Raw genomic sequence first — 12,438 nt, 5'->3', positions numbered from 1 at the left:
GCGATGGAGAGTAAACGTCTGGACAGTGCCGCGCAGGCGGCGGGAATTAGCCTCAGTTACATCAATGCGCACGGCAAACCGCAGTCTATTGGTGCGGACACCAAAAGACGTTTGCTGGATGCCATGCACAAAACCGACGCGAACGCGTCGGCTGCTCCGGTGCCAAACGTGAAGGTCTTTACCGCAGGCAAAAAGATGCCGCTGGCGGTGGAGGGGCGCGGCGAGTATAGCTGGCTGCTCACCACCGAAGAGGGGCATCAGCATAAAGGCCACGCCACCGGCGGCAAAACGTTAAACCTTCCGGCAAAGCTGCCGGAGGGCTATCACAGCCTGACGCTCACCCAGGACGAACAGCGTTTTCACTGCCGGGTGATCGTCGCGCCAAAACGCTGCTATGAGCCGCAGGCATTGCTCGAAGGCAAAAAACTGTGGGGCGCCTGCGTGCAGCTCTATACGCTGCGTTCCGACAGCAACTGGGGGATCGGCGATTTTGGCGATCTGAAAAAGATGCTGGCATCTGTTGGTGAGCGCGGCGGCGCGTTTATCGGCCTCAACCCGATCCACGCGCTCTATCCGGCCAACCCGGAAAGCGCGAGCCCGTACAGCCCGTCTTCCCGACGCTGGCTGAACGTGATTTACATCGACGTTAACGCGTTAGACGATTTCAAAAACAGCAAAGAGGCGCAGGCGTGGTGGAAGCTTGAGACCACCCAGCAGCTGCTGAAGCAGGCCCGCGATGCGGACTGGGTAGATTATGCCTCCGTGACCGCGCTGAAAATGGCGGCTCTGCGCCTGGCGTGGAAAGGCTTTGCGAAGCGCGACGACGAGCAGATGGCGGCCTTCCGCCAGTTCGTGATGCAGGAAGGTGAAAGCCTCTACTGGCAGGCGGCATTTGATGCGCTGCACGCGTATCAGGTGAAAGAGGACGAAATGCGCTGGGGCTGGCCGGTCTGGCCGGAAGCGTATCAGACCGTGGATACCCCTGAAGTCAAAGCCTTCTGTAAAAATCATGCCGACGAGGTGGACTTCTACCTATGGCTGCAGTGGCTGGCGTACAGCCAGTTTGCCGCCTGCTGGCAGGTGAGCCAGGGCTATAAAATGCCGATCGGCCTGTATCGCGATCTGGCCGTGGGCGTGGCGGAAGGCGGCGCGGAAACCTGGTGTGACCGTGAGCTTTACTGCCTGAAAGCATCCGTCGGCGCGCCGCCGGATATCCTCGGCCCGCTCGGTCAGAACTGGGGCCTGCCGCCGATGGATCCGCACGTGATGGCGGCGCGCGCCTACGAGCCGTTTATCGACCTGCTGCGCGCGAACATGCAGAACTGCGGGGCGCTGCGCATTGACCACGTGATGTCCGTGCTGCGCCTGTGGTGGATCCCGTACGGTGAAACGGCCGATCACGGGGCGTACGTGCAGTATCCGGTGGACGATCTGCTGTCGATCCTGGCCCTGGAGAGTAAACGTCATCAGTGCATGGTGATCGGTGAAGATCTCGGTACCGTACCGGTGGAAATTGTCAGCAAGCTCCGCGACAGCGGGGTTTATTCCTACAAAGTGCTCTATTTTGAGAACGACCATGAGAAAACCTTCCGCGCGCCGAAAGCGTACCCTGAACAGTCAATGGCAGTCGCGACGACGCATGATCTTCCTACGCTCAGAGGCTACTGGGAAAGCGGCGATCTGACCCTCGGCAAAACGCTGGGCCTCTATCCAGATGAAGAGGTTCTGCGTGGACTGTATCAGGACCGCGAGCTGGCGAAGCAGGGGCTGCTGGACGCGCTGCACAAGCATGGCTGTCTGCCGAAGCGTGCCGGACATAAGGCGTCGCTGATGGCAATGACCCCAACGCTCAACCGTGGCCTGCAGCGCTATATTGCCGACAGCAACAGCGCTTTGCTCGGCCTGCAGCCGGAAGACTGGATTGATATGGCGGAGCCGGTGAACGTGCCGGGCACCAGCTATCAGTACAAGAACTGGCGCCGCAAGCTGTCCACAACGCTTGAGACGATGTTTGCCGATGACGGGGTGAACAGGCTGATTAAAGATTTGGATAAGCGCAGAAGGGCGGTGGGTAAGAAGTCGTAATTTGCCCCTCACCCTAGCCCTCTCCCCAAAGGGGAGAGGGAACCGATCGAGCAGGAGATTCAGAGAGCCATATTCAACAGCAGACACCCTACCAGGCCGCAGACCGAAATAATGGTTTCCAGCATTGACCAGGACTTGATGGTCTCACCGATGGTCAGGTTGAAGTACTCCTTGAACAGCCAGAAGCCCGGATCGTTCACGTGAGAGAAAATCACGCTGCCGGAGCCTACCGCAATAACCATCAGCTCAGGGCTGACGCCCGTGGTGGCAATCAGCGGCGCAACGATACCGCCCGCTGTAATCGCCGCAACGGTTGCAGAACCCAGCGCGATACGCAGCACGGCAGCAATAGACCACGCCATCAGGATTGGAGAGATATTGGTTTCATGCATCATGGAAGCGATGTATTTGTCCACGCCGCTGTCGACCAGCACCTGCTTGAACGCACCGCCACCGCCGATAATCAGCAGCATCATGGCAATGATTTTGATGGACGAGGTCAGCGTGTCGTTGATCTGATCCATGGAGCGGCCACGGTTCAGGCCGAAGGTGAACATCGCAATCAATACCGCAATCAGCGTTGCCATCACCGGGTCGCCGAGGAACTCGGCAACGGCCAGGAAAGCGTGGCCTTTCGGCAGGATCATCTCCGCCACGGCGCGCATTGCCATCAGGATCACCGGTACCAGCGAGGTCCAGACGCTGACGCCAAAGCCTGGCATCTCTTCTTCAGTGAAGGTTTTGGCGCTGTACAGACCTTCCGGAATAGGCTTATCAATGCCTTTCAGGAAGCGGGCATACACCGGGCCTGCCAGAATTACGGTCGGGATCGCCAGAATCGTACCGAACAGCAGGGTTTTACCCATATCGGCGTGGAAGATGGTGGCGATGGCGGTTGGACCCGGGTGCGGCGGCAGGAAGCCGTGGGTCACGGACAGCGCAGCAGCCATTGGCACACCCACGAACAGCAGCGGGATGTTGGCCGCGGCGGCGATGGTGAACACCAGCGGCAGCATCAGCACGAAGCCCACTTCATAGAACAGCGCGAAACCGACGGTAAAACCGGTTAACACCACCGCCCACTGGATGTTCTTCTTGCCAAACTTTTCGATAAGCGTGGTGGCAATACGCTGCGCGCCCCCGCAGTCCGCCAGCATTTTACCGAGCATGGCGCCGAAGCCCATGATCAGCGCCAGGCTGCCGAGCGTGCCGCCGACACCGGCTTTGATAGAGCTGATAACTTTAACCAGCGGCATCCCCTGCATCAGACCGACTGCAAGTGCCACCAGAACCAGAGCGATAAATCCGTTCATTTTGAAGCGGATCATCAAGAGCAGTAATAACACAACACCGATAGCAACGATGACTAATGGCATGATTTACCTGGCCTTTGAATTGTTATGGGTAACGTCATTGTTTCAACGACAAATTCCGGTTGTCCCAACTGGGAACAGAGTGGTTAACGGCACTCATACTGATGCCTGTGAAACAGTTAAGTTTAGTCGGCTGTTATAAGGGTGTTGAGTGCCCACGAGAATGATACGGGTAACATATCGTGGTTGAGAATCACCCGGTGAGGCAAAATTTGAATTATGAGACGCAGGTCAACATATAGAGGGGGAAGGCAAGGGAGTCAGGCCCGGTAAGCGCAGCGCCACCGGGCAATACAGACGGGTACTGAATTAGTAGTAAGAGTGCTCGCCGCGCTGGTGCTCTGTCAGGTCGCGCACGCCTTTCAGTTCCGGGAATTCGTTCAGCAGCTGCTTCTCGATCCCTTCTTTCAGGGTCACGTCGACCATGGAGCAACCGTTACAGCCGCCGCCAAACTGCAGGATCGCCAGGCCGTCTTCCGTGATTTCCATCAGGGAAACGCGACCGCCGTGGCCGGCCAGTTGTGGGTTGATCTGGGACTGCAGCAGATACTCAACGCGCTCCATCAGTGGCGCATCGTCAGAGACTTTACGCATTTTAGCGTTTGGCGCTTTCAGGGTCAGCTGAGAACCCAGCTGGTCAGTGACAAAGTCGATTTCCGCATCTTCAAGATACGGCGCGCTCAGTTCATCGACGTAAGCGGTGAGCTGTTCAAATTTAAGGGCAGTGTCAGTTGCTTCCACAGCGTCCGGAGGACAATAAGAGACACCACATTCTGCATTCGGAGTGCCTGGATTGATCACAAACACGCGGATCTGCGTCCCTTCTTCCTGATTTGCCAGCAGTTTGGCAAAGTGCGCTTGTGCAGAATCGGAAATACGGATCATAGCTTTGGCCTAATAGTTGACTAAATTACCTGGGTATAATCATACGCCCATTGAAGAAGGGCTACAAGGTACGGCACAGACACCATACCTGAACCGACGCGGCGCCGCTTTGCAAAAGCAGTCGGGAAAGTTCAGCAACGGTACTGCCTGTGGTGACGACGTCATCCACGATGGCGATATGGAGGCCGTGGACCGGCAATTCAAGGCGAAAGGCGTTTTTCAGGTTCCTTTTGCGAAGCCGGGCGTTGAGCTGATGCTGGATGGCGGTGGCATGAACGCGGGTAAGCGCGCTGGCATCGTAGCGACAACCCAGCCACCGGGCGAGCGGTCGGCAGAGCAGGTCGCTTTGATTATAGCCGCGCCGCCAGTGCCGGCGTCGGTATAAGGGGACATTCATCACCATGTCGATTTTCGGCAAAGCGCGGGTTCGTCGCGCCTGTAAAACGGCCAGTAAAAGCAGGCGGGCAAGGGGCTGCGCCAGCGAACTCTGGCCGGAAAACTTCAGGGCGTGAATAAGCCCGCTCAGCGGCGGAACATAATCATCCACGGTCACCAGCGCGCTCCACGGCGGGGATTTTTTCAGGCAGCGGCCGCAGGGCAAATCGCGGTTCGCCGCCGGTAAACCACATTGCGGGCAGGTTGTAATATGCCTTTCCAGCGAACGCGTGCAGACGGAACAGACGCCCCACGCGCTGAGGGCAAGCGGCATTTTGCATAGCCAGCACAAGCCAGGCACTGTTAGCATGTGCAACCTCCATGTGAAAAAAGAGAACAGTAACTGATGAAGACGCTGTGGTGGCAGACCGTAGGGACAGGAAATTGCCATCTTGTGCTGCTGCACGGATGGGGCCTGAATGCGGAAGTGTGGCATTGCATAAGCGAGGAACTTGCCTCGCAATTTACGTTACATCTGGTTGATCTGCCGGGCTATGGTCGCAGCCGTGGCTTTGGCGCGATGTCGCTTGATGAAATGGCGCAGCACGTTGTAGACGCCGCGCCGCAAAATGCCATCTGGCTGGGCTGGAGTCTGGGCGGGCTGGTGGCAAGCCAGATTGCGCTCTCCTGGCCCGAGCGCGTTAGGGCGCTGGTCACCGTGGCCTCGTCGCCATGCTTTAGCGCGCAAGAGGCGTGGCCCGGCATCAAACCTGACGTTCTGGCGGGCTTCCAGCAGCAGCTGAGCGACGATTTCCAGCGGACCGTCGAGCGATTCCTCGCCTTGCAGACAATGGGTACCGAAACCGCGCGTCAGGATGCCAGAGCGTTAAAGCAGGTGGTGCTCTCCCTGCCGATGCCGGACGTTGAGGTGCTTAACGGCGGTCTGGAGATCCTGAAAACGGCCGATCTGCGCGAGCCGCTGGCCGGGCTGAGCATGCCGCACCTGCGCATCTATGGCTATCTCGACGGGCTGGTGCCGCGCAAAGTGGTCCCACTTCTGGATTCCCTCTGGCCGGACAGCGAATCACAGGTCATAGCAAAAGCCGCGCATGCGCCGTTTATCTCTCATCCGACGGAATTTTGTTCAGCGTTGGTTGCGTTAAGTCAACGTTTAGACTGATTATTTTCTATCCAGCCTGGAAAAAGTTACACACCGCAACCATACTCCAGATGTCGTTGCGGTTGTTCTGCCTACGATGATCAAAACAACAATCCTATGGAGAGTCAGGCTATGAAACTTGTTACAGGTATTGTCACTTCTCTGGTTATTGGGTCACTGTCATTTGGCGTTTTTGCGGCAAAAGAGCTGGAAAAAGATAAAGTTGCCGGGATGAATTTGACGAAAATTGGTGAGATTTCTACGTCTGACACCACCGCGCCGATGGATGCAAGAAAAGAGCTGTCGAAGAAAGCGGATGAGCTGGGCGGGACATACTTCGTCGTCACCAGCGCAGAAAAACAGACCAAAAACGTACGCGCTACTGCGGACGTCTATAAGTAATAGGATAAAACCGGGCAGCAATGCCCGGCTTTATTATCGCAGTGCCCACCACTCCCTGAGACAGGCCTTTCCTTCCGGACAGCTTTTACAACTGCCGGAGAGGCAACCCTCCGCTTCGTCCTGAATCCGCACGGCTTTACCCATGGCTTCCAGGCGCTCCAGCATGGCATCGATCATCGGCTGCGGGGTATGCAGGCTAAGGCTGAGCTGTTTTGCCTCCATGCGTCCCTGCAATGCCAGTAAGTCACGAACCTGAATCAACGATGCCATCTGTTTTTCCCCTTAGTGACAGTCGCCAGCCGGGCTGTTGCAGCAGGTGGCCGGGGTTTTACGCGTCGCCAGCAGGTTGATATCAACGCGGCTTCGCGCCCGGCGCAGCAGGCCAATCACAATCACGTTAAACAGGATGACCGCCAGGATGCTGACCAGGCTGTAGCGCGGATGCTGGCTGAAGTTAACGGTCTGGTAAAACAGCGTCGCCAGCGAGTAGGCGATATTCAGCCCCCACAGAATGGAGAAGCCCATCCAGCCGCGGCTGGACTCACGGGCAATCGCCCCCATCACCGAGATGCACGGAATATAGAGCAGAACGAAGATCAGGTAGCTGTAGGCTGCGGACGCGCTGCCAAACTTCTCGCCCATCACGCCCATGGCACCGGTCGCCATTTCGCCGTCGCCTTTGCTGGCCTCAATCGGGTTAGCCAGCACGCTCAGGCTGAAGGTGTCTTTCAGGCTCTGCCAGGTCTCCTCTACGGCACCCAGCAGTTCGTCACCGAGGTGAAACTCCGCCGGGTTAAATTCCTGCTCCTGAATGTTCTCTGCGGTGTAGAGCGTGTTCAGGGTCCCGACGACCACCTCTTTCGCCATCGCACCGGTGAACAGGCCCACGGTCGCCTGCCAGTTATCCTCCTGTACGCCAATCGGTTTGAAGACCGGCGTGATGACGCGGCTGACGGAGGCGAGGGCAGAGTCGTTGATGTTATCTGCCGCCTGACCGGTGAGGGTGAAGCTGTTCAGCGCGCTCAGGAAAATACTGACAATAACAATCACCTTACCGGCGCGCAGCACAAAGCCTTTCAGGCGCTGCCAGGTCTGGATCGCCAGGCTTTTCAGATGCGGGACGTGATAGACCGGAAGCTCCATTACAAACGGTGACGCTTCACCGCGCATGATGGTGTGCTTGAGCATTAAGCCGGTCAGGATCGCCATCACGATGCCCAGCACGTACAGCGAGAAGACCGCCAGCGCGCCCTGCTGGCCAAAGAAGGCTGCCGCGAAGACGGCAAAGATTGCCAGACGCGCACCGCAGGACATAAACGGCGCCATCATAATGGTCATCAGTCGTTCACGCGGTGCATCCAGGGTGCGCGCGCCCATTACCGACGGCACGTTACAGCCGAAGCCGACGATCAGCGGGACGAACGATTTGCCCGGCAGCCCCAGCGCCTGCATCAGGCGGTCCATCACGAAGGCGGCGCGCGCCATGTAGCCGGAATCTTCGAGGAACGAGAGGAACAGATACATCATGCCGATCTGCGGTACCAGCGGCAGAACGGTGTTGATACCGCCGCCAATCCCCTGGGCAAGAAAGATGGTCAGCCATTCCGGGAAGTGCAGGGTGTAACCTACCCACTGAATACCGTGTACGAAGACCGCGACAGAACCGGCGTCAAAAATCGGCTGCAGCGCGCCACCGATGTTAATCGCGAGCAGGAACATCACGTACATCACCAGCAGGAAGATGGGCAAACCGAGGAAGCGGTTGAGCACAATCTTATCCACCGCCGCCGTAAAGCGGCTGGGCTCTGCGGTAAGGGCGTTGCTGACCACGTCGCAAATTGATGCAATGGCTTGATAACGCGCATCGGCGATGTGCAGCGCCGGATCGTCCAGCTCGTCGCTGAGACGGGCGAGGGCCACGTCCAGTTTATCCGCCGCATGTCCGGCATAGGCGCGGCTGTAGATATCCCCTTCCAGCATCTGCAGGCCGAGCCACAGGCGCTGTTTTGCAGGCATGCTGTTGTCCATTTCCTGCGCCAGCCGTTCGGCTTCGCGCAGCAGCGGCTGGGCGTAGTGCACCAGCTCAACGTCGCGGTTTCCCGCGTGGCGGTCAATCGCCAGCTTAAGGGCGTCGATACCGCGAGCGCGGGTCGAAACCAGCGGAACCACCGGACAGCCCAGGCGCGCGGAGAGCGCATCGACGTCGATGCGCAGCTTTTGTTTTTCCGCAATGTCGAGCATGTTGAGCGCCACGATGCAGGGGATCCCCAGCTCCAGCAGCTGTAGCGTCAGGTAAAGGTTTCGCTCGAGGTTCGAAGCGTCGACCACGTTGATCAGCAGATCCGCGTCGCCGCCAAGAATGTAGTGGCAGGCAATTTGCTCATCGAGCGAAGTCTGGGATGAAATCGTGGTTAAGGAGTAGGTGCCGGGAAGGTCAACCAGGGTGACCTGATTGTCCGTTGTCGCGAACTGGCCTTCTTTACGTTCAACCGTTACGCCTGCCCAATTTCCCACGCGCTGGCGCGCGCCGGTTAACTGATTAAATAAGGTTGTCTTGCCGGAATTAGGATTGCCAATTAAGCCAATAGTTAATTTTTTCATTGTATTAGACCCACCGAAACCGCTGGCTTGTTAACGGGATAAAGATTCAACTTCAATTAATGCGAGGTCTTTTTTGCGCAGAACCAGATTTACGCGCCGGGTTTCGATATGAACAGGATCGCCCAACGGCGCCACACGCACGACCTGGAATGATGAGCCGGGCAGCATGCCAAGTGACAGCAGCTTCTGCCGATAGGCCGGGCTAATTTCGCGGGTAAAACCGGTAATTTTCCATGCACTGTCTGGAGTGAATTGCATAATGCCTGATTCCACGAGAGGTTAAATAATCTACACTGCGATGATAATGAGAATAGTTTTTATCAGCAATAATAAAAATGTGACGGGATGTTGTTAATCGTATTAATTTGCGGTCTGATTGACCTTGCTCAATATTTGCAGAATTACCCGGGAAGGAATAAAAAGCGTATTTGTTAATGGAGTGATAAATAGCGGTTTAAATATGGGTGTGCAATCGGTTTCATATATTTCGGGAGGATTTTATTCCCCTCACCCTCTCCCCTTTGGGGAGAGGGTGAGGGGGGTTACCTTAGCGTTTCTTACCCATCGCCGCCGCCAGCGCGTCCATCATCGCGCTGTTGCCCGCAGGCTGCGCGTCACGCCCGCGCGGTTTTGTGGCTTTCGTGGCCGGACGCTGTTGCTCGCGGCCTCCGCCGTTGCCGCCACGGCGCGCGCTGGTGTCGCCCGGCTGCTCATCCAGACGCATGGTCAGGGCGATACGCTTGCGCTGCAGATCCACCTCCAGCACTTTCACCTTCACGATGTCGCCCGCTTTGACCACGGTGTGCGGGTCTTCAACGAACTTGTCGGCAAGGGAAGAGATATGCACCAGACCGTCCTGGTGCACGCCGATATCCACAAACGCGCCGAAGTTGGTGACGTTGGTCACCGCGCCTTCCAGCACCATGCCCGGCAGGAGATCGTTCATGGTCTCGATGCCGTCAGCAAAGGTCGCCGTTTTGAACTCAGGACGCGGATCGCGGCCCGGTTTTTCCAGCTCTTTGATGATATCGGTGACGGTTGGTACACCAAATTTGTCGTCGGTGAAATCAACGGCTTTCAGGTTACGCAGAGCACTGCTGTCGCCCATGAGATCCTTCAGCGCCTGCTGGGTGGCGGCCAGGATGCGTTCCACCACTGGATACGCTTCCGGGTGAACGGTAGAGGCATCCAACGGGTTATCGCCGTGGTTGATGCGCAGGAAGCCCGCGCACTGCTCAAACGCTTTCGGCCCCAGACGGCTCACTTTCAGCAGCTGCTGACGGTTCTGGAACTGGCCGTTCTCATCGCGCCAGGCGACGATGTTCTGTGCCATCATGCGGGTTAAGCCCGCTACACGGGTCAGCAGAGGAACGGAAGCGGTGTTCAGGTCCACGCCGACGGCGTTTACGCAGTCTTCCACGACCGCGTCCAGCTTGCGCGCCAGCTGCGTCTGGCTCACGTCGTGCTGATACTGGCCCACGCCGATGGATTTCGGATCGATCTTCACCAGCTCCGCCAGCGGATCCTGCAGACGACGGGCGATGGAGACCGCGCCGCGCAGGGAAACGTCCAGGTCAGGGAATTCCTGCGCCGCCAGCTCAGAGGCGGAATAGACCGATGCGCCCGCTTCGCTGACGATCACTTTCTGTGCCGTCACTTTCGGGAACTGCTTCTGCACGTCGAGGTAGAAACGCTCGGTTTCGCGTGATGCGGTGCCGTTACCGATGGCAACCAGCTCCACGTTGTACTTCTCGCACAGCGCCGCCACCACGACGGCGGCTTTCGCTGCCTGGCCGGTGTGCGGATAGATGGTGTCGGTAGCGACCAGCTTGCCGGTGCCGTCAACAACGGCGACTTTTACACCGGTACGCAGACCCGGATCGAGCCCCATGGTGGCGCGCAGGCCCGCAGGAGCGGCCATCAGCAGGTCATGCAGGTTACGGGCGAAGACGTTGATCGCTTCGTCTTCCGCGCGCTCGCGCACGGTGCCCATCAGCTCGGTTTCCAGGTGCATCAGCACCTTGATGCGCCAGGTCCAGCTCACCACGCCTTTGCGCCAGCTGTCCGCCGGGGCGTTGTTCAGGCGCAGGCCGAGATGGTCGATAATAATCTGCTCGCAGTGGCTCTCTTTCGGCGGCTCGTCAAACTGCGGGTCGGCGTTCAGGGAGAGCTGGAGCACGCCTTCGTTGCGGCCGCGGAACATCGCCAGCGCGCGGTGAGACGGGGTGGTCGAAATCGGTTCGTGGTGATCGAAGTAGTCGCGGAACTTCGCGCCTTCTTCCTCTTTGCCCGCGACGACGGTAGAGACGATGTGGGCGTTCTTCCATAGATAATCACGCACTTTGGCCAGCAGGGCGGCGTCTTCCGCGAAGCGCTCCATCAGAATGTAGCGCGCGCCGTCCAGAGCGGCCTTGGTGTCAGCGACACCTTTGTCGGCGTCGACGAATTTCGCCGCTTCGGTTTCCGGGTCGTGAGATGGCTCATTCCACAGCAGCTCTGCCAGCGGCTCAAGGCCCGCCTCAATCGCAATCTGCCCGCGGGTACGGCGCTTCGGTTTGTACGGCAGATAGAGATCTTCGAGTTCGGTTTTGCTCAGGGTGCCGTTAATGGCGCTTTCCAGCTCGCTGGTCAGCTTGCCCTGTTCGCCGATGGATTTGAGGATCGCCTGACGACGTTCTTCCAGCTCGCGCAGATAGCCCAGGCGGGTCTCCAGGTTACGCAGCTGCGTGTCATCCAGACCGCCTGTGACTTCCTTACGATAACGTGCAATAAACGGCACGGTGTTCCCTTCATCAAGCAGGCGAACGGCAGCTTCTACCTGTTCGGCTCTGGCCTGAAGTTCACCCGCAATAATGCGGCAGAGCGAATCTTTCATCATGGCTTTATCATCTTGTGGGTCAAAAATCAGGGGATAGTTATACGGGCTGACACGGCAAAATGCCAGCCGGGGAGGGCGCTCTCGGACTATTTTACGTAGACGATCTCATTGACGTACCAGCTGGCTTCACCGGCTGGGGTCTGCACGACGGCTAAATCGCCCACTTCCTTTTTCAGCAGCGCGCGGGCCATCGGAGAGTCGATAGAAATGTAATCTTTACGACCAAAAATTTCATCGTAACCGACGATGCGAAAACGCAGGGTGTCACCATCGTCGTTTTCAATCTCCACCCACGCGCCGAAGAACACTTTGCCCTCCTGCTGCGGGGAGTAATCGACGATTTTTAGATTCTCAAGACACTTCGTCAGATAGCGTACCCGGCGGTCAATTTCACGCAGCCGCTTCTTGTTGTACTGATAATCAGCATTTTCGCTGCGATCGCCCAGGCTGGCCGCCCAGGTCACCTTTTTGGTTACTTCAGGACGCTCTTCGCGCCACAGGTAATCCATCTCTTTTTTGAGCTTTTCGTACCCTTCGCGGGTGATCAGGGGCGTTTTCATGGTGCTGCCTTTGCTGCCGGTTCTCTGTTTTGCGCACAATACGTACCACACAGTGTAACAGACAGGATTAATAATGATTTATGTGATGAAATGAACAGATAAGCTGCTGTTAAATATGCT

Annotated in this window: 11 protein-coding genes; 3 read left to right on the top strand and 8 right to left on the bottom strand. The window is 57.5% G+C overall.

Annotated elements, in window-relative coordinates; all coding sequences use genetic code 11:
• Positions 1–3: 3 nt before the first annotated feature.
• Positions 4–2,085 (top strand): 4-alpha-glucanotransferase, encoded by a 2,082-nt coding sequence (gene malQ / locus DG357_RS21170; protein ID WP_069733638.1) that lies wholly within the window; start codon positions 4–6, stop codon positions 2,083–2,085.
• Positions 2,086–2,144: 59 nt separating this feature from the next.
• On the opposite strand, the gene gntT is transcribed toward malQ, so the two are convergent.
• The 3 genes from gntT to gntX all read right to left on the bottom strand — a co-directional run bounded on the left by gntT (position 2,145) and on the right by gntX (position 5,088).
• Positions 2,145–3,461 carry a gluconate transporter gene (gene gntT / locus DG357_RS21165; RefSeq protein WP_028014680.1) on the bottom strand — a complete coding sequence of 439 codons (1,317 nt, stop codon included), beginning with the start codon at positions 3,459–3,461 and terminating at the stop codon, positions 2,145–2,147.
• A 306-nt stretch (positions 3,462–3,767) separates the two neighbouring features.
• On the bottom strand, positions 3,768–4,343 hold the full coding sequence (gene nfuA, locus DG357_RS21160; RefSeq protein WP_003861601.1) for a Fe-S biogenesis protein NfuA: 576 nt from the start codon (positions 4,341–4,343) through the stop codon (positions 3,768–3,770).
• A gap of 61 nt (positions 4,344–4,404) precedes the next feature.
• Entirely contained in the window at positions 4,405–5,088 is a 684-nt protein-coding gene (gntX, locus tag DG357_RS21155; protein WP_088205104.1) for a DNA utilization protein GntX, read from the bottom strand.
• 36 nt (positions 5,089–5,124) lie between these two features.
• On the opposite strand from gntX, the gene bioH reads away from it, so the two are divergent.
• Entirely contained in the window at positions 5,125–5,898 is a 774-nt protein-coding gene (gene bioH, locus DG357_RS21150) for a pimeloyl-ACP methyl ester esterase BioH (RefSeq protein ID WP_028014677.1), read from the top strand.
• 111 nt (positions 5,899–6,009) lie between these two features.
• Positions 6,010–6,279 (top strand): YdgH/BhsA/McbA-like domain containing protein, encoded by a 270-nt coding sequence (locus tag DG357_RS21145; protein WP_028014676.1) that lies wholly within the window; start codon positions 6,010–6,012, stop codon positions 6,277–6,279.
• Between the two features lie 33 nt (positions 6,280–6,312).
• Here DG357_RS21145 and feoC read toward each other — a convergent pair whose 3' ends face one another.
• The 5 genes from feoC to greB all read right to left on the bottom strand — a co-directional run bounded on the left by feoC (position 6,313) and on the right by greB (position 12,318).
• A complete protein-coding gene (gene feoC / locus DG357_RS21140; protein WP_048960506.1) occupies positions 6,313–6,549 on the bottom strand; it encodes a [Fe-S]-dependent transcriptional repressor FeoC in 237 nt (78 codons plus the stop codon).
• Positions 6,550–6,561: 12 nt separating this feature from the next.
• Positions 6,562–8,880 carry a Fe(2+) transporter permease subunit FeoB gene (feoB, locus tag DG357_RS21135; RefSeq protein ID WP_088205103.1) on the bottom strand — a complete coding sequence of 773 codons (2,319 nt, stop codon included), beginning with the start codon at positions 8,878–8,880 and terminating at the stop codon, positions 6,562–6,564.
• 30 nt (positions 8,881–8,910) lie between these two features.
• The gene (gene feoA / locus DG357_RS21130) at positions 8,911–9,138 is read right to left on the bottom strand and encodes a ferrous iron transporter A (RefSeq protein WP_006177893.1); all 228 of its coding nucleotides are present in this window, start codon (positions 9,136–9,138) and stop codon (positions 8,911–8,913) included.
• Between the two features lie 289 nt (positions 9,139–9,427).
• Positions 9,428–11,758: a Tex family protein gene (locus tag DG357_RS21125; protein ID WP_028014673.1), complete on the bottom strand. Its 2,331-nt coding sequence runs from the start codon at positions 11,756–11,758 to the stop codon at positions 9,428–9,430.
• A gap of 86 nt (positions 11,759–11,844) precedes the next feature.
• Positions 11,845–12,318: a transcription elongation factor GreB gene (greB, locus tag DG357_RS21120; RefSeq protein ID WP_014885539.1), complete on the bottom strand. Its 474-nt coding sequence runs from the start codon at positions 12,316–12,318 to the stop codon at positions 11,845–11,847.
• Positions 12,319–12,438: the final 120 nt, after the last annotated feature.

Source organism: Enterobacter bugandensis, assembly GCF_900324475.1.
GTDB lineage: Bacteria > Pseudomonadota > Gammaproteobacteria > Enterobacterales > Enterobacteriaceae > Enterobacter > Enterobacter bugandensis.
This window is presented reverse-complemented; position numbering and strand designations above follow the sequence as displayed.

Coding starts and splice junctions, on each gene's coding strand:
- malQ (WP_069733638.1), top strand. CDS start 4: ATGGAGAGTAAACGTCTGGACAGTGCCGCGCAGGCGGCGGGAATTAGC.
- gntT (WP_028014680.1), bottom strand. CDS start 3,461: ATGCCATTAGTCATCGTTGCTATCGGTGTTGTGTTATTACTGCTCTTG.
- nfuA (WP_003861601.1), bottom strand. CDS start 4,343: ATGATCCGTATTTCCGATTCTGCACAAGCGCACTTTGCCAAACTGCTG.
- gntX (WP_088205104.1), bottom strand. CDS start 5,088: ATGCTAACAGTGCCTGGCTTGTGCTGGCTATGCAAAATGCCGCTTGCC.
- bioH (WP_028014677.1), top strand. CDS start 5,125: ATGAAGACGCTGTGGTGGCAGACCGTAGGGACAGGAAATTGCCATCTT.
- DG357_RS21145 (WP_028014676.1), top strand. CDS start 6,010: ATGAAACTTGTTACAGGTATTGTCACTTCTCTGGTTATTGGGTCACTG.
- feoC (WP_048960506.1), bottom strand. CDS start 6,549: ATGGCATCGTTGATTCAGGTTCGTGACTTACTGGCATTGCAGGGACGC.
- feoB (WP_088205103.1), bottom strand. CDS start 8,880: ATGAAAAAATTAACTATTGGCTTAATTGGCAATCCTAATTCCGGCAAG.
- feoA (WP_006177893.1), bottom strand. CDS start 9,138: ATGCAATTCACTCCAGACAGTGCATGGAAAATTACCGGTTTTACCCGC.
- DG357_RS21125 (WP_028014673.1), bottom strand. CDS start 11,758: ATGATGAAAGATTCGCTCTGCCGCATTATTGCGGGTGAACTTCAGGCC.
- greB (WP_014885539.1), bottom strand. CDS start 12,318: ATGAAAACGCCCCTGATCACCCGCGAAGGGTACGAAAAGCTCAAAAAA.